General features: G+C 71.1%; 17 protein-coding genes. 4 read left to right on the top strand and 13 right to left on the bottom strand.

Features of this window, described 5'->3' with window-relative positions:
- Nucleotides 1-94 precede the first annotated feature (94 nt).
- The 4 genes from recX to ACZ7L5_RS00105 form a co-directional block, all read right to left on the bottom strand.
- Nucleotides 95-946 carry a recombination regulator RecX gene (gene recX, locus ACZ7L5_RS00120; protein ID WP_471513048.1) on the bottom strand — a complete coding sequence of 284 codons (852 nt, stop codon included), beginning with the start codon at nucleotides 944-946 and terminating at the stop codon, nucleotides 95-97.
- A 107-nt stretch (nucleotides 947-1,053) separates the two neighbouring features.
- Nucleotides 1,054-2,181, bottom strand: a complete 1,128-nt coding sequence (gene recA, locus ACZ7L5_RS00115) for a recombinase RecA (protein WP_363042080.1) — start codon at nucleotides 2,179-2,181, stop codon at nucleotides 1,054-1,056.
- A 373-nt stretch (nucleotides 2,182-2,554) separates the two neighbouring features.
- Nucleotides 2,555-3,832 (bottom strand): AI-2E family transporter, encoded by a 1,278-nt coding sequence (locus ACZ7L5_RS00110; protein ID WP_471513045.1) that lies wholly within the window; start codon nucleotides 3,830-3,832, stop codon nucleotides 2,555-2,557.
- Between the two features lie 60 nt (nucleotides 3,833-3,892).
- Nucleotides 3,893-4,087: a DUF3046 domain-containing protein gene (locus tag ACZ7L5_RS00105; RefSeq protein WP_471513043.1), complete on the bottom strand. Its 195-nt coding sequence runs from the start codon at nucleotides 4,085-4,087 to the stop codon at nucleotides 3,893-3,895.
- Between the two features lie 80 nt (nucleotides 4,088-4,167).
- Between ACZ7L5_RS00105 and ACZ7L5_RS00100 the strand changes: the two genes are divergently transcribed.
- Nucleotides 4,168-5,112: a hypothetical protein gene (locus ACZ7L5_RS00100; RefSeq protein WP_471513041.1), complete on the top strand. Its 945-nt coding sequence runs from the start codon at nucleotides 4,168-4,170 to the stop codon at nucleotides 5,110-5,112.
- A gap of 6 nt (nucleotides 5,113-5,118) precedes the next feature.
- Here the strand turns inward: ACZ7L5_RS00100 and ACZ7L5_RS00095 are convergent, their stop codons facing one another.
- From ACZ7L5_RS00095 to ACZ7L5_RS00085, 3 genes are read right to left on the bottom strand one after another with little or no spacing between them, the layout of a single operon-like run.
- Nucleotides 5,119-5,427 carry an AzlD domain-containing protein gene (locus tag ACZ7L5_RS00095; RefSeq protein WP_365062552.1) on the bottom strand — a complete coding sequence of 103 codons (309 nt, stop codon included), beginning with the start codon at nucleotides 5,425-5,427 and terminating at the stop codon, nucleotides 5,119-5,121.
- Entirely contained in the window at nucleotides 5,424-6,155 is a 732-nt protein-coding gene (locus ACZ7L5_RS00090) for an AzlC family ABC transporter permease (RefSeq protein ID WP_471513039.1), read from the bottom strand. The genes ACZ7L5_RS00095 and ACZ7L5_RS00090 overlap by 4 nt, the downstream gene beginning before the upstream one ends.
- A 10-nt stretch (nucleotides 6,156-6,165) precedes the next feature.
- On the bottom strand, nucleotides 6,166-7,017 hold the full coding sequence (locus ACZ7L5_RS00085; protein ID WP_471513037.1) for an AraC family transcriptional regulator: 852 nt from the start codon (nucleotides 7,015-7,017) through the stop codon (nucleotides 6,166-6,168).
- A gap of 340 nt (nucleotides 7,018-7,357) precedes the next feature.
- Here ACZ7L5_RS00085 and ACZ7L5_RS00080 point away from each other — a divergent pair, with 340 nt between their 5' ends.
- The 3 genes from ACZ7L5_RS00080 (at nucleotide 7,358) to ACZ7L5_RS00070 (ending at nucleotide 14,291) form a co-directional block, all read left to right on the top strand.
- The gene (locus ACZ7L5_RS00080; protein ID WP_471513035.1) at nucleotides 7,358-12,379 is read left to right on the top strand and encodes an ATP-dependent helicase; all 5,022 of its coding nucleotides are present in this window, start codon (nucleotides 7,358-7,360) and stop codon (nucleotides 12,377-12,379) included.
- 221 nt (nucleotides 12,380-12,600) lie between these two features.
- Nucleotides 12,601-13,494, top strand: a complete 894-nt coding sequence (locus ACZ7L5_RS00075) for a DNA-formamidopyrimidine glycosylase family protein (RefSeq protein WP_471513032.1) — start codon at nucleotides 12,601-12,603, stop codon at nucleotides 13,492-13,494.
- Nucleotides 13,495-13,526: 32 nt separating this feature from the next.
- Nucleotides 13,527-14,291: an SDR family NAD(P)-dependent oxidoreductase gene (locus tag ACZ7L5_RS00070; RefSeq protein WP_471513030.1), complete on the top strand. Its 765-nt coding sequence runs from the start codon at nucleotides 13,527-13,529 to the stop codon at nucleotides 14,289-14,291.
- On the opposite strand, the gene ACZ7L5_RS00065 is transcribed toward ACZ7L5_RS00070, so the two are convergent.
- The 6 genes from ACZ7L5_RS00065 to ACZ7L5_RS00040 form a co-directional block, all read right to left on the bottom strand.
- Nucleotides 14,242-14,517 (bottom strand): hypothetical protein, encoded by a 276-nt coding sequence (locus tag ACZ7L5_RS00065; protein ID WP_471513028.1) that lies wholly within the window; start codon nucleotides 14,515-14,517, stop codon nucleotides 14,242-14,244. The genes ACZ7L5_RS00070 and ACZ7L5_RS00065 overlap by 50 nt on opposite strands.
- Before the next feature lie 320 nt (nucleotides 14,518-14,837).
- Nucleotides 14,838-15,218, bottom strand: coding sequence for a helix-turn-helix domain-containing protein (locus ACZ7L5_RS00060; protein ID WP_062700236.1), 381 nt, complete (start codon nucleotides 15,216-15,218; stop codon nucleotides 14,838-14,840).
- Nucleotides 15,219-15,327: 109 nt separating this feature from the next.
- Nucleotides 15,328-15,873 carry a CinA family protein gene (locus tag ACZ7L5_RS00055; RefSeq protein WP_471513026.1) on the bottom strand — a complete coding sequence of 182 codons (546 nt, stop codon included), beginning with the start codon at nucleotides 15,871-15,873 and terminating at the stop codon, nucleotides 15,328-15,330.
- Nucleotides 15,870-16,682: a CDP-diacylglycerol--glycerol-3-phosphate 3-phosphatidyltransferase gene (gene pgsA, locus ACZ7L5_RS00050; RefSeq protein WP_471513024.1), complete on the bottom strand. Its 813-nt coding sequence runs from the start codon at nucleotides 16,680-16,682 to the stop codon at nucleotides 15,870-15,872. Before pgsA ends, ACZ7L5_RS00055 begins: the two co-directional genes overlap by 4 nt.
- Entirely contained in the window at nucleotides 16,679-18,157 is a 1,479-nt protein-coding gene (rimO, locus tag ACZ7L5_RS00045; RefSeq protein ID WP_362387713.1) for a 30S ribosomal protein S12 methylthiotransferase RimO, read from the bottom strand. Before rimO ends, pgsA begins: the two co-directional genes overlap by 4 nt.
- Nucleotides 18,158-18,251: 94 nt before the next feature.
- Nucleotides 18,252-19,082, bottom strand: a complete 831-nt coding sequence (locus ACZ7L5_RS00040; protein WP_363042053.1) for a helix-turn-helix domain-containing protein — start codon at nucleotides 19,080-19,082, stop codon at nucleotides 18,252-18,254.
- Nucleotides 19,083-19,188 lie beyond the last annotated feature (106 nt).

The raw sequence follows: 19,188 nt of genomic DNA, 5'->3' as shown, positions 1-19,188 counted from the left end.
CCGAACGCGATGGGCGCCCCCGCGCGTCCACCGTGTCCGGCGCCGGAATCCTGCGGTCGCGGACCCTCGCCCACGTCCATGTCTCCTGCCGGGGTCAGAACCCCTCGCCCTCGAGGAACTCCGTGTCCTCGCCCTCCTGCTCCAGCGCCTGCCGGACCACCCGGAGGGCCAGGCCCTCGGGATAGCCCTTGCGAGCGAGCATGCCCGCGAGGCGGCGCAGGCGTTTGTCGCGGTCGAGCCCGCGCGTGGAGCGCAGCTTGCGGGCGACGAGTTCGCGTGCGGTCGTCTCTTCCTGCTCGGAGTCGAGCTGCGAAACGGCCGCGTCGATCAGTGTGGAATCGACGCCCTTGGTGCGCAGTTCCTGGGCGAGCGCGCGTCTGGCGAGACCCCGGCCGTGGTGCCGGGACTCCACCCAGGCATCCGCGAACGCACTGTCGTTGATGAGGCCGACCTCCTCGAACCGCGAGAGCACCTCCTCGGCGGCCTCGTCCGGGATCTCCCGCTTGCGCAGGGCGTCCGCGAGTTGCTTCCGCGTCCGCGGGGTCCCGGTGAGCAGGCGTAGGCAGATCGCCCGCGCCTGCTCCACCGGGTCCGCCGGAAGGTCCCCCTTCTCGGCCCTCGACGAGGAGGGGGCGCCTCCGTCTTCACCGGGCGACTCCCCGAAGCCGCGCCGACGGCGCCCACGCCCTGCGGCCGAGCCGCCCTCACCACGCATCCTGCGGCCACCCCGGCGCGAGCTGCCGCCGGCGTATCCACCGCCGTCCGCCGAGCCGCCCTCGGGCCGCTCGCTGCTGCCCTGGATGCCGTCGCCCGGCCAGTCACCACCGCCCGGCATGCCCTCGCTCGGCCCGTCGTCGTACGGCCTCTTCGTGCCGTACGACGCCGCACTGCCGTATCCCCCGTAACCACCCCGAGCGGTTTCTCCGTCGTAGCTACCCCGGTCCATATCTCCCCCGTGGCCGTCGCCGCCCCTTCCCCGCTCATGCGAAACGTCGGGGCGGGCGGACTCGGCCCAGTCGGTTCGCCACGCTTTTGAATCAGGCACCGTACGGATCAGCTCTTGGCTGCCGCGGCCTTGGTCTTGGCCGTCTTGGCCGCCGCCGGAGCGGGCACCGTCTTCGCGGCGTCGTCCGGGGTGGCGGCGACCGCGGCGTCCGCGCCCGGCTCGGCGGCCGGCTCCTCGGGCCGTACGCCGACGCCCAGCTTCTCCTTGATCTTCTTCTCGATCTCGTTGGCCAGGTCGGGGTTGTCCTTCAGGAAGTTACGTGCGTTCTCCTTGCCCTGGCCGAGCTGGTCGCCCTCGTACGTGTACCAGGCGCCGGCCTTGCGGACGAAGCCGTGCTCGACGCCCATGTCGATCAGGCCGCCCTCGCGGCTGATGCCCTGGCCGTAGAGGATGTCGAACTCGGCCTGCTTGAAGGGCGGCGCGACCTTGTTCTTGACTACCTTGCAGCGGGTGCGGTTGCCGACCGCGTCCGTGCCGTCCTTCAGGGTCTCGATGCGGCGGATGTCGATACGCACCGAGGCGTAGAACTTCAGCGCCCGGCCACCGGTCGTGGTCTCCGGGGAGCCGAACATCACGCCGATCTTCTCGCGGAGCTGGTTGATGAAGATCGCGGTGGTCTTCGACTGGTTGAGCGCGCTGGTGATCTTCCGCAGGGCCTGGCTCATCAGTCGGGCCTGCAGACCGACGTGGCTGTCGCCCATCTCGCCCTCGATCTCCGCGCGCGGGACGAGCGCGGCGACGGAGTCGATGACGATGAGGTCGAGGGCGCCGGAGCGGACCAGCATGTCCACGATCTCCAGGGCCTGCTCGCCGTTGTCGGGCTGCGAGAGGATCAGGTTGTCGATGTCGACGCCGAGCTTCTTCGCGTACTCGGGGTCGAGGGCGTGCTCCGCGTCCACGAAGGCGACCTGACCGCCGGCCTTCTGCGCGTTGGCCACCGCGTGCAGGGTCAGCGTGGTCTTACCGGAGGATTCCGGTCCGTACACCTCCACCACGCGGCCGCGCGGCAGGCCGCCGACGCCGAGGGCGACGTCGAGCGCGGTCGACCCGGTGGGGATGACCTCGATGGGCTCGTTCGGCCGCTCGCCCAGGCGCATCACTGCGCCCTTGCCGAACTGTCGTTCAATCTGTGCGAGCGCGGCGTCCAGGGCCTTCTCGCGGTCGGTTCCTGCCATGGGTTCCACCCGATTTGCTTGAGTCGATCGCTTCACGTCAAAGACGCTAACGCCTGCCACTGACAATGGGCCCCGACGCCTGTCCGGCCTGTGGATAACTCGGTCACTTCTCCACCGAAACCCTGGCGAAATGCCCGCCGAGCGCCTCTTCGATGCCTCCATCAGAATGGATGTTCGATTTTCGTGTCAAGCGCACCACACGGCACCTACGAGACTACGTCCGCGGCCTGACACAGCCTCGGATTCCCGGCCGACAGCCCGCTCCTCGGGGCGGATTGCCCGGCTTCCGCCCCGGGCTCCACGGCCCATGCTCCTGCCTGAAGCGCCTGGCGAAGGCGGCCCCCGCGAGGAGCCCGCGGGCGTCGGCTCCTCCTCAGGAGGAGTTCTCCCCGGGGTCCTCCGTCTTCGCCCCTGGCTCGGCCGCTCCCGGCCGCGGGGCCCACAGCGCCCGCGCGCGGGCGACCAGACCCCGCCCCGCTCTCCGTCCCCGGTGGTGCCCGTGCACTCGGGGGTCGTCGGTGACGTCGTACCGCTTCACGTACGCCCCCAGGAACGCCTGCAGCGTGGCGATCGCCGGAATGGCGATCAGGGCGCCCACCGCGCCGAGGAGGGCGGTGCCGGCGACGACCGAACCGAAGGCGACCGCGGGGTGGATGTCGACGGTCTTCGAGGTCAGCTTGGGCTGCAGCACATAGTTCTCGAACTGCTGGTAGACCACGACGAAGATCAGCACCCACAGCGCGTACCAGGGATCGACCGTGAAGGCGATCAGCATGGGCAGGGCGCCCGCGAGATACGTGCCGATGGTGGGGATGAACTGCGAGACCAGGCCGACCCACACCGCGAGCACGGGCGCGTACGGCACATCCAGGCTCGCGAGCAGGATGTAGTGGGCCACGCCGGAGACGAGCGCCATGAGGCCGCGCGAGTACAGGTACCCGCCGGTCTTGGTGACGGCGATCTCCCACGCGCGCAGTACCTCGGCCTGCTTGGCCGGCGGCAGCACGGAGCACAGCGCGCGGCGCAGTCGCGGGCCGTCCGCGGCGAAGTAGAACGAGAACAGCGTGATCGTCAGCAGTTGGAAGAGACCGCCGAGGACCTGTGCGGACACGGCCAGGACCCCGGTGGCGCTGTTCTGCACGTAGTTGCGCAGCCAGTCGGAACGGAGCAAGCCCTCCTGGACGTCCACGCGGCGCAGCTCGGTGTTGAAGTGCGCGTTGATCCAGTTGATGACGGAGTCGAGGTAGTTCGGGAAGTCCTCGACGATCTTGATGATCTGGCCCGCGAGCATGGACCCGAGCAGGGTCACGAATCCGGCGGACGCGACGATCACGGCGAGGAAGACGATCCCGGTGGCCAGTCCGCGGCGCATACCGCGCGCAGCCATCCAGCTCACTGCGGGCTCGATGGCGAGAGCCAGGAAGAACGCGATGAGGACGTTGATCAACAGCCCCGTGAGCTGGTGAAACGCCCAGCTGCCCAGCTGGAACGCGCCGACGAGCGCCAGCGCGAGCACCATGGCGCGCGGGAGCCAACGAGGCATACGGGCGTTCGACTCGGTGCCGCCCTCGCCCGATGGCGGGGTCGGCGGCGTCGTGCCGAACGGGGATCCGTGCCGGGCGAGCTGCCCGGTCTCGTCAGTGCGTGCCACGGAGCCAGTGTCGCCCACGCCACCGACAAACGGCTTCGGTCCTGCGATCTTCGTGACCGGTCAGCGCTTCTCACCCGGAACGTTCATGACGCCACACACCACACGCCACACGTCCTTCGCCTCCCAGCCGGCGTTCAGCGCCTCGTGCACCGTGCACCCGCCGAGCTCCGTCATCACGTGATCGCGTGCGAAGGTGTCGGCGTAGCCCGGACCGAAGTGATCCGCCATCCGCTCCCAGAAGACCGTCAACCGCATGCGTCCAGTATCCCGCCCCTGAGAGTGGGCCTGCCCCGGGACCCCTTGTCGAGACCGCTTTCCGTCCTACGGTCTGACGCATGCCCGAAACAGGAGCTTCCGCACTCCCCCCGACGCCCTCGGCGCACTCCCCGCTCTTCCGCGCCGAGCAGTTCGTCTGGCTCAGCGCGCGCGTGCTCGAGCAGCGTCTCTTCGCGTACCACTTCCTGAACGGTTCCGCCGACCCGGTGGAGACCGCGCTGGACGCCTATCGCAATGAGGACGGCGGGTACGGCCACGCGCTGGAGCCCGATCTGCGCGGCCCGGTCAGCCAGCCGCTGCACACCGGTCACGCCCTGCACATCCTGGACGCCGTAGAGCGCTGCGGCGGACAGCGCGTGGATCGTGTCTGCCGCTACCTCACCTCGGTCTCCACGCCGGACGGCGCCCTCCCGGCGATCCATCCCAGCCAGCGCGGCTACCCGGCGGCTCCCTTCATGCCGATCGTGGACGACGCTCCCAGCTCGCTCCTGGCCACCGGACCGGTCGTCGGACTGCTGCACCGCAACGAGGTGTGGCACGCCTGGCTGTTCCGGGCCACGGACTTCTGCTGGCAGGCGGTCGAATCCCTGGAGAAGTCCCATCCGTACGAGATCGAGGCTGCCGTGGCCTTCCTGGACTCCGTTCCCGACCGCCCGCGCGCGGAGGCGGCCGCCGACCGCTTGGGCCGCCTCGTGCGCGACCAGCGCCTGGTGGTACTGGAGCCGGACAGTCTCGACGCGTACCCGCCCTCCCCCGACTACGCCCCAGGCGAGCACCACTTCCCGCACGACTACGCGCGGACACCGCGCTCCTTCGCGCGCGCGTGGTTCACCGACGACGAGATGAGCCGCTCCCTCGACCACCTCGCCGGCCAGCAGCAGGAGGACGGCGGCTGGCAGATCCGCCGGCATCAGTGGGCGCCCAGCATCGCCTCCGAGGCCCGCCCCATGGTGACGCTGGAGGCACTGCGCACGCTCAGGGCATACGGCCGCCACATCGGCTGACGAACCTCACCCACCCAGGGCGCGCACCCCTGCCGTCACCAGCACGGCCGCCGCGACGACAAGCAGGAACGGAGCCCGCAGGACCAGCGCCACAGCAGCCGCTGCGACTCCGGCCACCCTCGCGTCCAGTACCAGCGCCTGCCCGTCACCGAACGTCTGCTGAGCTGTGAGGGCGGCAAGGAGGGCGACGGGCAACAGGGCGGCCAGACGCCGTACGAGAGGCCTCTCCAGAGCACCCGCCGGCACGAGGAGCCCGACGAGCTTGACGCCGTAGCAGCCGAGGGCGGTGACGCCGATCGCAATCCAGGTGTTCACAGCTCCCCCTCCCGCACATCTCCCCGACGCCGCCCCTGCGCCCACACCACGACCGGCGCAGCAAGGGCGGCAACCAGCACCGGAACGCCTGCAGGCAGAACAGGCAACAACCCGAGTCCCAGCACCACAGCCAGGCCGGCGACAGCCCGCTCGGTCGCGGACTTCAGCATCGGGGCGAGCAACGCCAGGAAGACGGCAGGCCCGGCCGCATCCAGCCCCCAGGCATCGGTGTCCCCCATGGCCTCCGCCCCGAGACCACCGAGCAGCGTGGTGAGGTTCCACAGCACGTACAGACTGAGCCCTGTCACCACGAACCCGATCCGCGCACTGCGCCGAGTCGGCTGCGCCAGCGCTACTGCCGCCGTCTCGTCGATCACCCACTGCGCCGCGAACGGCCGCACCACGCGCGTGAGGCTCAGCAACTGCGACAACCGCAGCCCATAAAAGGCATTACGCACGCCAAGGAAGAACGCACCGGCGGCCGCGGTCCACGGACCACCCCCGGCAGCCAGCGCCCCGACCAGCGCGAACTGCGACGCCCCCGTGAACACCAGCAGGCTGAGCGCACAGGTCTGCAAGAGCGTGAGCCCACTACCGGCCGACGTCACCCCAAAGGCGAACCCGGACAACCCAACGGCGACTCCAACGCCCAGGGCGTCTCGTACAACAACCCTGTCGGGCTTGCCTCCGTCGACACGGAGGTCTTCGAGAGCTTTCTGTTCTGACACACCCGCGACGCTAGGACAGCCACTCAGTCACGTCTTGTACGTTCTTGCGCTCCCGCTGATAGGCCCCAGGCGGAACGCCGACGATCCGGCTGAAGTGCCGATTCAGATGCGGCTGATCGGTGAACCCCACAGCAACGGCCGCCTCCGCCGGCGAGACCCCCGCATCCAGCATCCGCCGGGCCCGCCGCACGCGCGCATCGGTCAGCCACGTATGCGGCGGCATCCCGTACAGATCCCGAAACGCCCGCAGCAAGGCAAACGGACCGGTACCGAGATCGACAGCCAGCCTCTCCAGGCTCGGAGGCTCAGCCATCCGCCCCTCCAGCACCTCACGCGCACGTACGGCGACCCGAGCCCCGGCCGTCCGCACCTCCCGCTGCGGCAGAGCCCCACCGTTCAACCGCAGCAGCCTGGTCACGGCCACCCGAAGCAACGTGTCGGCGGCCAGCGCATTCCCCTCATCCGCAGCCCGCAACACCTGATGCACCAGCCCCACGGCATACGCATCATCGAGCACCGGCCTCACAAACCCCGGCGTCCCCCGAAGAGCAGTGGTCTCCCTCGCGATCTCGGCGACCACCTCGGGCGACGGATAAACGGCCCCGTACTGCCACCCCTCAGGAACCCCGGCCCGCCCGGTATGCGGAGTCTCCGGATTGACCAACGCAAGCGCACCGGCCCCGGCGTACTGATCAGCACCCCGACAGTGAAAGACCTCCACACCATCGGCGATGGCGGCGATCACAAAGTTCTCATGGGTATGCCGCACAAACGTCTTCTGCACGTACCTGGCCCGCAGCAGATCAACACCGGGCAAGTCGGCGTACTGCCAGTGCCGCGCCCGCTCACCCGAACCTGCCATGCCTCCATTCTCCGCGACGGCGAGACACGACCGCCCGGCGCACCCCGCGGCGCAGCACCCGCGTACGGCGGCAAGGGGACGTGCCGGGGGGTGTCCGCCCGCAGCGGCGGGCGTCAAAAGACAGCCCCTCTTGAGGCACAGCAACCGCCCGACCGAGGACGGACACCCCCGGCACGGCCCCGACCCACAAACGCACCGAGGCACTACGCGCACCCCCGCCGAACCCGCACAGGCCGCCGCAGGCATCACGGCCCAACCGCCGGAGGCAGGACGCCCCGCCGCCCCGATCACATTTCCCCAGCTCAGCCACGTTGTCAGTCCCCGGGTGCAGGATGGACGCATGGTCAGCAACCCGCACCAAGCCCTAGCCGGCTTCTCCCCCGCCACCCGCGGCTGGTTCACGGGCGCATTCTCCGCGCCCACCGCAGCCCAGGCAGGCGCGTGGCAGGCCATCCACGAGGGCTCGGACGTGCTGGTCGTAGCCCCCACCGGCTCCGGCAAAACCCTGGCCGCCTTCCTCGCCGCCCTGGACCAGCTGGCCGCCACACCCCCACCGGCAGACCCCAAGAAGCGCTGCCGAGTCCTCTACGTCTCCCCCCTCAAGGCCCTGGCGGTCGACGTCGAGCGCAACCTCCGCAGCCCCCTGACCGGCATCCGCCAGGAATCCGTACGCCTGGGCCTCCCCGAGCCCGAGGTGAAGGTCGGCATCCGCTCCGGCGACACTCCCGCCGCAGAGCGCCGAGCCCTGTCGACCCGCCCCCCGGACATCCTCATCACGACCCCCGAGTCCCTTTTCCTGATGCTGACGTCAGCGACACGCGACGCCCTGACCGGCATCGAGACGGTGATCCTGGACGAGGTCCATGCGGTGGCGGGCACCAAGCGCGGCGCCCACCTGGCGCTCACCCTGGAGCGCCTGGACGAGCTGCTCCCGAGGCCGGCCCGCCGCATCGGCCTCTCCGCGACCGTCCGCCCGGTCGACGAGATCGCCCGCTACCTCTCCCCCCGCCGCAAGGTGGAGATCGTCCAGCCGAAGTCGGGCAAGGAGTTCGACCTCTCGGTCGTGGTCCCCGTCGAGGACCTCGGCGAGCTGGGCGGTTCCCCGGTCGCCGAGGGCTCCGAAGGCGCGGAACGCCCCTCGATCTGGCCCCACGTGGAGGAGCGGATCACCGACCTGGTCCAGGCGCACCGCTCCACCATCGTCTTCGCCAACTCCCGCCGTCTGGCGGAGCGCCTGTGCAACCGCCTCAACGAGATCGCCTACGAGCGGGCCACCGGCGAACCCCTGGACGAGCACCACGCCCCGGCCGAGCTCATGGGCGGCTCGGGCGCAGCCCAGGGCGCGCCCCCGGTCATCGCCCGCGCCCACCACGGCTCGGTCTCCAAGGAGCAGCGCGCCCTGGTCGAGGAGGACCTCAAGGCAGGCCGCCTTCCCGCAGTCGTGGCCACCTCCAGCCTCGAACTGGGCATCGACATGGGCGCCGTCGACCTCGTCGTCCAGGTCGAGTCACCGCCCTCCGTGGCCTCCGGCCTCCAGCGCGTGGGCCGCGCAGGTCACCAGGTGGGCGCCGTCTCCAACGGCGTGGTCTTCCCGAAGTACCGCGGCGACCTCGTCCAGGCAGCCGTGGTCACCGAGAGGATGCGCACCGGGTCCATCGAGTCCCTGAAGGTCCCGGCCAATCCCCTGGATGTCCTCGCCCAGCAACTCGTCGCCATGACGGCGATGGACACCTGGCAGGTCGACGACCTCCTCACCATGGTCCGCCGAGCCGCCCCCTTCGCGTCGCTCCCCGAATCCGCGTTCACCGCGGTCCTCGACATGCTCGCCGGCCGCTACCCGTCGGACGCGTTCGCCGAGCTCCGCCCGCGCGTGGTCTGGGACCGGGTCGCCGGGACGATCACCGGCCGCCCCGGCGCACAGCGCCTGGCCGTCACCTCCGGAGGCACCATCCCGGACCGCGGCCTGTTCGGTGTCTTCCTCGCCGGGGCGGACCCCAAGAAGGGCGGCGGCCGGGTCGGCGAGCTCGACGAGGAGATGGTCTACGAGTCCCGCGTCGGGGACGTCTTCACGCTCGGCACCAGTTCCTGGCGCATCGAGGACATCACCCGCGACCGCGTCCTGGTCTCCCCCGCACCGGGCGTACCGGGCCGCCTCCCCTTCTGGAAGGGCGACCAGCTGGGCCGCCCCCTCGAACTGGGCCGCGCGGTGGGCGCGTTCCTGCGCGAGGTCGGCTCGCTACCCAAGGAGGACGCCCGCCTGCGCCTCCTCACCGCAGGCCTGGACGCCTGGGCGGCCGACAACGTCCTGTCCTACCTGGACGAGCAGCGCGAGGCATGCGGCCACATCCCGGACGACCGCACGATCGTCGTCGAACGCTTCCGTGACGAACTCGGCGACTGGCGCGTCGTCGTGCACTCCCCCTTCGGCGCCCAGGTCCACGCCCCCTGGGCACTCGCCCTGGGCGCGAAGCTCTCCGAGCGGTACGGCATGGACGCGCAGGTCATGCACGCCGACGACGGCATCGTGCTGCGCCTGCCCGACGCCGACCTCATGGGCCTGGACCTGCTCGACCAGGAGCCGCGAAAGGCGGGCACGGAGTACGACGCCGACCAGGCGCCCGTCGGCGCGGCGGACGTCGTCTTCGACAAGGGCGACGTCGACCAGATCGTCACCGACCAGGTCGGCGGCTCGGCCCTGTTCGCCTCCCGCTTCCGCGAGTGCGCCGCCCGCGCGCTGCTGCTGCCGCGCCGCAACCCCGGCAAGCGCACCCCGCTGTGGCAACAGCGCCAGCGCGCCGCCCAACTGCTTCAGGTCGCCGGCGAGTTCGGCTCGTTCCCGATCGTGCTGGAGGCGGTCCGTGAATGCCTCCAGGACGTCTTCGACGTCCCCGGCCTGACCGAGCTGATGGGCGACCTCGAAGCCCGCAAGGTACGCCTCGTCGAGGTCACCACCCCCGAGCCGTCCCCGTTCGCGCGCTCCCTCCTCTTCGGGTATGTCGCCCAGTTCCTGTACGAGGGAGACTCCCCGCTCGCCGAGCGCCGCGCCGCCGCCCTGTCGCTGGACTCGCGCCTGCTGGCCGAGCTGCTGGGCCAGGCGGAGCTGCGGGAACTGCTCGACGCCGAGGTGCTGACCGAGCTGGAGCAAGAGCTCCAGTGGCTCACCGAGGACCGCCGCGTCAAGGACGTCGAAGGCGTCGCGGACGTCCTTCGCCTCCTCGGCCCGCTCACGGACGCCGAGCTGGTCGAGCGCGGCGCCGAGCCGCAGTGGGCCCAGGAGTTGGCCGGCGCCCGCCGCGCCATCAAGGTCCGCATCGCCGGCACGGACCACTGGGCGGCGATCGAGGACTCGGGCCGCCTGCGCGACGCGCTCGGCACGGCACTGCCGGTCGGCGTCCCCGAGGCCTTCACCGAACCGGTCAAGGACCCGCTCGGCGACCTCCTCGCGCGCTATGCCCGCACCCACGGCCCGTTCACGTCGGCCACCGCGGCGGCCCGCTTCGGCCTGGGCGCCGCGATCACCGACGGCGCCCTCCAGCGGCTGGCGGGGAGCGGACGGGTCGTACAAGGCGAGTTCCACCCGGCCGGCATCGGCCAGGAGTGGTGCGACGCCACGGTCCTGCGTCGCCTGCGCCGCCGCTCCCTCGCTGCCCTGCGTCATGAGCTGGAACCGGTGCCACCGGCCGCGCTCGCGCAGTTCCTGCCGCAGTGGCAGCACATCGGCAAGGGCCATGGGCTGCGCGGCATCGATGGACTGGTCCGCGCCATCGAGCAGTTGCAGGGCGCGTCCGTGCCCGCGTCCGCCCTGGAGAAACTCGTCCTGCCGTCCCGCGTCGCGAACTACACCCCCGCGATGCTCGACGAACTCACCGCCGCCGGCGAGGTCGTCTGGGCCGGAGCGGGCTCACTGCCCGGCAAGGACGGCTGGGTGTCCCTCTACATGGCGGACGCGGCCCCCCTGCTCCTGGCGCAGCCCCACCCCCAGGAGCTGACGGCACTGCACCAGTCCGTCCTGGACGCCCTGTCCGGCGGCTACGGCCTGTTCTTCCGCCAGATCACCGACCAGGTCCGCGCCACCACGCACCCCGATGTCACCGACCCCCAACTCGCCGACGCACTCTGGGAGCTGGCCTGGTCCGGCCGCCTGACGAACGACACGCTCGCGCCCATGCGCTCCCTGCTGGGCTCGGGCCGCACCGCGGGCTCCACGGCCCACCGCGCCAAGCGCACCGTCCCACGCGGCCGCTACGGCTCGCTCACGTCCGCCGCCCGCCCCGCGTCCCGCACCGGCCCCCCAACCGTCGCCGGCCGCTGGTCCCTGCTCCCGGCCCACGAGCCGGACCCCACAGTGCGGGCCCACGCCCTGGCCCGCGCGCTCCTCGACCGGCACGGCGTGGTGACCCGGGGAGCGGTCGCCGCCGAGGGCGTCGAGGGCGGCTTCTCGGCGACGTACCGCATCCTGTCCGCCTTCGAGGAGAGCGGGCAGGCGCGTCGCGGCTATGTGGTCGAGGGACTCGGCGCCGCGCAGTTCGCCATGGACGGCGCGGTGGACCGCCTGCGCGCGGTTGCCAACGCCCGCGAACGCGGCGAAGCCCTGCCCGGCCCCAGCACTCCCGACAGCGACGGCGCCGCCCCCATCGGCTACGGCGGATCTGACACGCACGGCCCCCTCGACGGCTTCGGCACTCCTCGCGCCGACCAGGGCAACACCCCAGCGTGGGACAACGCCGCGTGGGACAACCCCGACGGCACGCCCGCGTACGACATCCCCGACCTCGACCACGACTTCCTGGACGCCCACCTCGGTCCGGGCGACTACGTCTCGCCCCGCGACCTCGCCTCCCCGGGCGACCGACGCACCCCCCAGGGCCCCGCCTGGCACAGCGGCGGCCCCCGATTCGGCCCAGGCTCAGGCCCCGGCCCCGGCCCCGGCCGCCCAGGCTCCGCTGCCCGCCGCTCCCGCCCCGCCGCCGACACCCGGGCCGTCGTCCTCGCCGCCGCCGACCCGGCGAACGCGTACGGCGCCGCACTCGCCTGGCCCGAGCCCCCGACCGGCGCCGGACACAAGCCGGGCCGCAAGGCGGGCTCCCTAGTCGTACTCGTCGACGGCGAGCTGACCCTCTACATGGAGCGCGGCGGCAAGACCCTGCTGGCCTGGGCCTCGGCCCCGGACATCGAGCCCACCGACGACCCCCGGCTGCACACGGCAGCAGAGGCCCTCGCCGCAGCCGCCCGCGCGGGTTCCCTCGGCACCGTCACGGTGGAGCGCGTGAACGGCGCCGCGGCCCTGACGTCCCCCATAGGCACCCTCCTGGAAGGCGCGGGCTTCATCGCAACACCCCGAGGCCTACGCCTACGCGCCTGACCCGGGCTTCGGACGAGGCAGTCCGGCCGCTCAACCCGGCCATACCGAAGCCCGTAACCCGGCCCAACCTGACCCCGTACGACCAGCTCACGCCCGTACCACCAGCCCGAGCCTCAGCCCTCCCCCACGAGCCCGACGGACCCTGCGATCCGACCCGCCCCACACACCCTCGCCCCACACAGCCGCACCCCACACCTCGCCCCCCATGCCACCCTTGACCCATGCCCGAAGGAGACACGGTCTGGCAGACAGCGAAGCGGCTGCACACGGCCCTCGCGGGCGAGATGCTGACCGTCAGCGACTTCCGGGTACCGAGGTACGCCACGGTCGATCTCACGGGCCGCACCGTCCTGAACGTCACCCCGCGCGGCAAACACCTCCTCACCCGCATCGAGGGCGGCCTGACGGTCCACACGCACCTCGGGATGGAAGGTTCCTGGAAGGTGTTCGCCGACCAGGAACGCTGGACGGGCGGCCCCGCCCACCAGATCCGTCTGGTCCTCGCCGCCGCCGACGCCCGCCCCGGCCGCACAGCCGTCGGCTACCGCCTCCCCGTCCTCGACCTCCTGCGCACCACCGAGGAACACCGCGCAGTGGGCCACCTCGGCCCCGACCTCCTGGGCCCGGACTGGGCACCTGACCGCGCCCTCGCCAACCTCCTGGCCGACCCCGCCCGCCCCCTCGGCGAGGCCCTGCTGGACCAGCGCAACCTCGCCGGCATCGGCAATGTCTACAAGAGCGAGCTCTGCTTCCTGCTCCGAGTCACCCCCTGGCTCCCCGTCGGCGCACTCCCGGCCGAGCACGCAGCCCAACTGCCCGTACTCGCCAAGAAACTCCTGGAAGCCAACCGCGACCGCCCGATCCGCAGTACGACGGGCCGCCGCGGCCAGGACCTCTTCGTGTACGGCCGTGCGAAGCGTTCCTGTCTGCGCTGCGGCACCGCCATCCGCGCAGCCGACCAGGGCGACGGTTCCCGCGAGCGCCCCACCTACTGGTGCCCGAACTGCCAGGCGGGCCCGGCCCCGAGCGCAACCGCTGCGCGCAGGGCGCCACACACCGCCCAAGGGCCCCGCTCGCCGGAGCGGCCCAGCACTCCGCCCCACACCACTAATTGACGATCCATCAGAACTCCTCGTACCGTCCTTTCATGGCCGTCAAGGCGTACGACCTCTCCGGACGCACCGCATTCGTCACCGGCGCCGCCAGCGGCATCGGCCGCGCCTCGGCCGTCCTCCTCGCCGAGGCCGGCGCAACCGTGCACTGCGCCGACCGCGACGCACAGGGCCTCCACGACACGGCGACCCTGATCAAAACGAGCGGCGGCGCCGCCCACACCCATCACCTCGACGTGACCGACCGCGAGCAGCTCCGCCAGGCCGTCGCATCCTGCGACCGACTAGACGTGATGGCCGCGGTCGCCGGGATCATGCACAGCAGCCCGGTCCTGGAGACCCGCGACGAGGACCTCGACCGGGTACTGAACGTCAACTTCAAGGGAGTGCTGTACGCCTGCCAGGAGGCGGCCCGCGCGATGCTCGCCCAAGACATCAGAGGCAGCATCGTCACCATGGCCTCCGGCGCCGTGGACACCGGCGGCCCGGGCCTGCTCTGCTACGGAGCCGCCAAGGCGGCCGTCGTGCAGCTGACCAAGACACTGGCGACGGAGATGGGCCCGCACGGCATCCGCGTCAACGCGGTCGCCCCGGGCTGGATCCGCACCCCCATGACCGACCGCCACGACGGCGCGGCCCAGACGCACACCGAGGCGCTCATGGCCCGTATGTCGCCGCTGGGTCGGGTCGGTGAAGCGGAGGACATCGCGCACGCGGTGCTGCACCTGGCGTCCGACGCCTCGTCGTTCACTACGGGGCAGATCCTGCGTCCGAACGGTGGTGTGGCGATGCCGTGGTAGCGCGCCCCGCCCGCCAGGCCTGAGCCCATCGCCGTGAGTCAACGGCTCCCGCGGCTCGCCCCTTCGGCACACAGTGCACCGGCAGCAGGCTCAGCCCCCACCCTCCCGCGGCGACGGCGCCCTCCAGCACCCCCGCGCCGGGCGCCAGGGCGAGCCGCAGCACGGCCCACCACCACAGCGCCCCGAACCCGAGGGTCACCCCCCAGCGCGCTATCGGCCGTGCCATCCGCTCACCTCCAGCCCGAGGCTAGGCCGCCCGTTCACCCACCGGGAGGGCGCACCGGCGGCACACGGATGCAGCGCGGGCCAACGTCATCACAGCGCGTCATGCGCCGATCACACCCTCCACCATGACCGCCGGGCCCGACACCGGCAAACGGACGCCGCAAGGCGCCATAGGCCGTCCCAGGCGCCCCCGCGCAGCACAGGAGCCCCCAGACAGCACGAAACCCCGACCGCACTCCCCCAAGTCTCCCTGGAGGAGGCCCGGCCGGGGCCCCACACAGATCTCAGCGCACGGTCAGGCCACGCGCGCGATGGTCACAGTCAGGCGGCGACCACGTCGACCGCCTCGGAAGGCGCCTTGATGGTCACCCGTTCCGGTGGCACACCGGTCACCGACACGGAACCCAGCATCGGGCGGACCGACGTGGGTACAGGTTCGCTCGGAGTGGCCGCAGCAGACTGGGCCAGCTCGGCGAGGGCGAGCTCGTCGCTCACTTCCCGCATGAGCTCGGACATCCGTACGTCAAGCGCGTCGCAGATCGCGGAAAGCAGCTCGGAGGAAGCCTCCTTCTGCCCCCGCTCCACCTCGGAGAGATAGCCGAGCGAGACTCGGGCGGACGAGGAGACTTCGCGCAGAGTACGGCCCTGGCGCTGGCGCTGCCGACGCAGCACGTCACCCAGCAGGCGACGGAGCAGAATCATCGGTGGCTCCCTCCTCGGACCGCGTAGCCGCATCCTTCACGCCCCACCGTACCGCCTTGCGCCGCGGCCGTGCGGGGAGCGATGTCGTGTTCACTCAGGGCTGCAAACATCAAAACCCCCCGTTCTGTTCCGTATCCTGTGCCCGCTCATTCCCACTGAGTTCGCTCGCAAGCTCCTTCAGGAGGAGCGCGAGTACGCTCCGTACACTCTCCATACGAATTTCCGCGCGGTCGCCGTTCAACCGCAGGGCCTCCACTTTTCCGCCACCGGCGGAACCGGAACCGTGGCCGGCGGGTCCGTCCACGGCGACGAAGACGGTCCCCACGGGCTGTCCGTCCTGCTCCTCGGGTCCCGCTACGCCGGTCGTGGCAACGCCCCAGTCGGCTCCCAGCGCCTTCCGCACACCGGCTGCCATCTGGGCCGCGACCTGCGGATTCACGGCTCCGTGCCGTGCCAGCAACGTGGCGTCGACGCCGAGCAGCTCATGCTTCAGTTCGGTGGCGTAGGCGGTGACCGATCCCCGGAAGGCCTTGGAAGCCCCAGGGGCGGCTGTGATTTCCGCCGCGACCAGTCCACCGGTCAGCGACTCGGCGACAGCGAGCGTCTCGCCTTTCACTGTGAGTAGTCGCACCACGTCGGATGCCGGAGAACTCACGCTTCCGTCTCCTCCAACGCGGCCTTGCGCTCTGCGATTCCTTGCCTGCGCAGCACAATGGCTTGTCTCACATAGTCGAGCCCGGTCACCACGGTCAGGACGACCGCCGCGGCCATCACCCACCACCGCAGGGTGGCCAGCCACCCCGTCAGCGCCAGGATGTACATCCCGACGGCCACGCCCTGCGTCAGGGTCTTGAGCTTGCCGCCGCGGCTCGCCGGAATCACGCCGTACCGGATGACGATGAAACGAAGCAGCGTGATCCCGAGTTCCCGGCCGAGGATGATGCCCGTCACCCACCACGGCAGATCGCCCAGCGCGGACAGACAGATCAGCGCCGCCCCCATGATCGCCTTGTCGGCGATGGGGTCGGCGATCTTCCCGAAGTCGGTGACGAGGTTGTACGCGCGCGCCAGGTGACCGTCGAAGAGGTCGGTGATCATGGCGATGGCGAAGGCCGCCCAGGCCAGCGAGCGCCACGCCGGGTCGTATCCGCCGTCGGCCAGCATCAGTGCCACGAACGCGGGCACGAGGACCAGCCGGAGCATGGTCAGGAGGTTGGCGACGTTCCAGACGCTTGCCTGATTGACGGCCGCGGCCGCGATCTTCCCGCCGCGCGCGGGCTTCGTACCGCCGGGGACGCCCCCTTCGGCGCCGCCCGTCTTCGAGCCGCCGGCCGCCTTCGAACCGGTCGCCTTCGAACCGCCGGCCTTCGGGCCACCGGCCTTGGACGAACCCACCGCACTCGCTCTGCCTGCCGCACCCGCCGGGGAGGAGCCACCCGCGGCGGACGCCGGAACTCCGGTCATCTGCCGGCCTCCTCACTACACGCGAGCGTGCCCTGCAGCGGCTCGGCCACGAGGTCGACACCTTCCGTACCGACCACCTTCGCCTCGACCATACGACCGATGCTCAGTCCCTCGCCGCTCGTGAGCAGCACCTGGCCGTCCGTCTCCGGTGCCTGATGGGCCGCACGGCCGTACGCACCCTCCGCGTCCTCGGAGTCGACCGACTCGACGAGCACGTGCAGTGTCTCCCCGAGGCGCTCCTCGGCCCGCTGCGAGACGAGTTCCTCCGCGAGCCGGGAGACACGTGCCAGCCGCTCGGCCACGACGTCCTCGTCGAGCTTGTTCTCGTAGGTGGCGGCCTCGGTGCCGTCCTCGTCGGAGTAGCCGAAGACGCCGATGGCGTCCAGCCGCGCACCGTTCAGGAACCGCTCCAGCTCGGCGAGGTCGGCCTCGGTCTCGCCAGGGAAGCCGACGATGAAGTTGGAGCGCACACCGGCCTGCGGTGCCTTGCCGCGGATGGTGTCGAGGAGCTCCAGGAAGCGGTCGGTGTCCCCGAAGCGGCGCATCGAGCGCAGTACGTCGGGAGCGGAGTGCTGGAAGGACAGGTCGAAGTACGGGGCGATCTTCGGCGTCGAGGTCAGCACGTCGATGAGGCCGGGCCGCATCTCGGCCGGCTGGAGGTAGCTGACGCGGACACGCTCGATGCCGTCGACCTCGGCGAGTTCCGGCAGGAGGGACTCCAGCAGACGGATGTCGCCCAGGTCCTTGCCGTACGAGGTGTTGTTCTCGGAGACCAGCATGATCTCCTTCACGCCCTGTTCGGCCAGCCACCTGGTCTCGTTCAGCACGTCGCTGGGTCGGCGCGAGATGAAGGAGCCGCGGAAGGACGGGATGGCGCAGAAGGAGCAGCGCCGGTCGCAGCCGGAGGCGAGCTTCACCGAGGCGACCGGGGCGCCGTCGAGGCGGCGGCGCAGGGGCGCGCGGGGACCGGAGGCCGGGGCGAGCCCGTCCGGAAGGTCGACGGGCGCGTGCCCGGGGAGCGCGACGTCGGCCGCGGACTCCTGCCGCTCGGCCGGGCTGATCGGCAGCAGCTTGCGCCGGTCGCGCGGGGTGTGCGCGGCGTGGATGCCGCCGTTCAGGATGGTCTGCAGGCGGTCCGAGATGTTGGAGTAGTCGTCGAAGCCGAGCACGCCGTCGGCCTCGGGGAGGGCCTCGGCGAGCTCCTTGCCGTACCGCTCGGCCATACAGCCCACCGCCACGACGGCCTGGGTTCTCCCATGCCCCTTGAGGTCGTTGGCCTCCAGGAGGGCGTCGACGGAGTCCTTCTTGGCGGCGTCGACGAAGCCACACGTGTTGACGACGGCGACATCCGCGTCCCCGGCGTCCTCCACGAGGTCCCAGCCGTCCGCCTCCAAGCGGCCTGCGAGCTCCTCCGAGTCCACCTCGTTACGGGCGCAGCCAAGAGTGACGAGTGCGACGGTACGGCGTTCAGGCATGGGCTCAAGACTACTTTGTCTCACTGACAGCCCACGTCGACGGGGTTGGCCGATCTTGGCCAACCCCGTCCGCAACCAAACCCTTGAGCCAGACTTATCCGGCCTGCGGGTCGCCCTTCGTGTACGTGAGGCGCTCCACGGCGCCCGGCTGCCAGTCGTCCTCGATCTTCTTGCCGTTGACGTAGAGGTCGATCGCGCCGGCGTCACCGAGGACGAGGTTGATCTTCTCGCTGTCCTGGAACGTCTTGGAGTCGCCCTGCTTGAGGAGGCCGTCGAAGAGAAGCCGGCCGTTGTGGTCCTTGATGGCGACCCAGCTCCTTCCGTCGGCGGCGCTGACCTGGACGGTCACCTTGTCCTGGGGGACGGCGGCGATGGCGCTGTCCGACGGCTTCGGGTCCTTGGGCTTGTCGGTCTTCGGCGTGGGTGTGGTCTTGTCGGCCGTCGGCGTCGAGCCGCCCTCGGCGACCGCCGACTTGCCACCCTCGTCCTCGCCCTTGAACGCGGTGAACCCGACGAACCCGATCACGGCGACGATCGCGGCGACCATGGCCGCGGTCCAGTTGGGCCCGCGCCGCTCGGGGCGGATGCGCTCCGCCTCGAACAGGGGGGCGGCCGGGGTCGGCGCCGGTCGTCCGCCGTGCGAGTCGTCGTACTGGGCGAGCAGCGGGGCAGGGTCGAGGTGGACGGCTTTGGCCAGGGTCCGGATGTGGCCACGGGCGTACACGTCACCGCCACAGGCGGCGAAGTTGTCCGCTTCGATGGCATGCACGATGGCGATTCGGACCCGGGTGGCGTTGGTGACGTCGTCGACAGTCAGCCCGGCATCGATACGGGCCTGCTGGAGGGCACGGCCGATCGAGGGGCGGGCTTCCTCGGACACGTCTTCGAACGGACGCTCGTCTTCAGGGGAGTTGCCGATGGACACGGGGGCGCCTTTCGAGCGTTTAAGCCACCTGTGCTGCAGGTTCAGTCTAGGGGGGGTACGAAAGGGTGGGGCAACCGGGCGGTAGGACTTTGTACGCCATCGGAAT

The organism is Streptomyces sp. NPDC107528, from assembly GCF_055639295.1.
This window is presented reverse-complemented; position numbering and strand designations above follow the sequence as displayed.

What these genes read in the sequence shown, in the direction of transcription:
- recX (WP_471513048.1), bottom strand. Translation starts at nt 946, where the DNA reads ATGGACCGGGGTAGCTACGACGGAGAAACCGCTCGGGGTGGTTACGGG.
- recA (WP_363042080.1), bottom strand. Translation starts at nt 2,181, where the DNA reads ATGGCAGGAACCGACCGCGAGAAGGCCCTGGACGCCGCGCTCGCACAG.
- ACZ7L5_RS00105 (WP_471513043.1), bottom strand. Translation starts at nt 4,087, where the DNA reads ATGCGGTTGACGGTCTTCTGGGAGCGGATGGCGGATCACTTCGGTCCG.
- ACZ7L5_RS00100 (WP_471513041.1), top strand. Translation starts at nt 4,168, where the DNA reads ATGCCCGAAACAGGAGCTTCCGCACTCCCCCCGACGCCCTCGGCGCAC.
- ACZ7L5_RS00085 (WP_471513037.1), bottom strand. Translation starts at nt 7,017, where the DNA reads ATGGCAGGTTCGGGTGAGCGGGCGCGGCACTGGCAGTACGCCGACTTG.
- ACZ7L5_RS00080 (WP_471513035.1), top strand. Translation starts at nt 7,358, where the DNA reads ATGGTCAGCAACCCGCACCAAGCCCTAGCCGGCTTCTCCCCCGCCACC.
- ACZ7L5_RS00075 (WP_471513032.1), top strand. Translation starts at nt 12,601, where the DNA reads ATGCCCGAAGGAGACACGGTCTGGCAGACAGCGAAGCGGCTGCACACG.
- ACZ7L5_RS00070 (WP_471513030.1), top strand. Translation starts at nt 13,527, where the DNA reads ATGGCCGTCAAGGCGTACGACCTCTCCGGACGCACCGCATTCGTCACC.
- ACZ7L5_RS00065 (WP_471513028.1), bottom strand. Translation starts at nt 14,517, where the DNA reads ATGGCACGGCCGATAGCGCGCTGGGGGGTGACCCTCGGGTTCGGGGCG.
- ACZ7L5_RS00060 (WP_062700236.1), bottom strand. Translation starts at nt 15,218, where the DNA reads ATGATTCTGCTCCGTCGCCTGCTGGGTGACGTGCTGCGTCGGCAGCGC.
- pgsA (WP_471513024.1), bottom strand. Translation starts at nt 16,682, where the DNA reads ATGACCGGAGTTCCGGCGTCCGCCGCGGGTGGCTCCTCCCCGGCGGGT.
- rimO (WP_362387713.1), bottom strand. Translation starts at nt 18,157, where the DNA reads ATGCCTGAACGCCGTACCGTCGCACTCGTCACTCTTGGCTGCGCCCGT.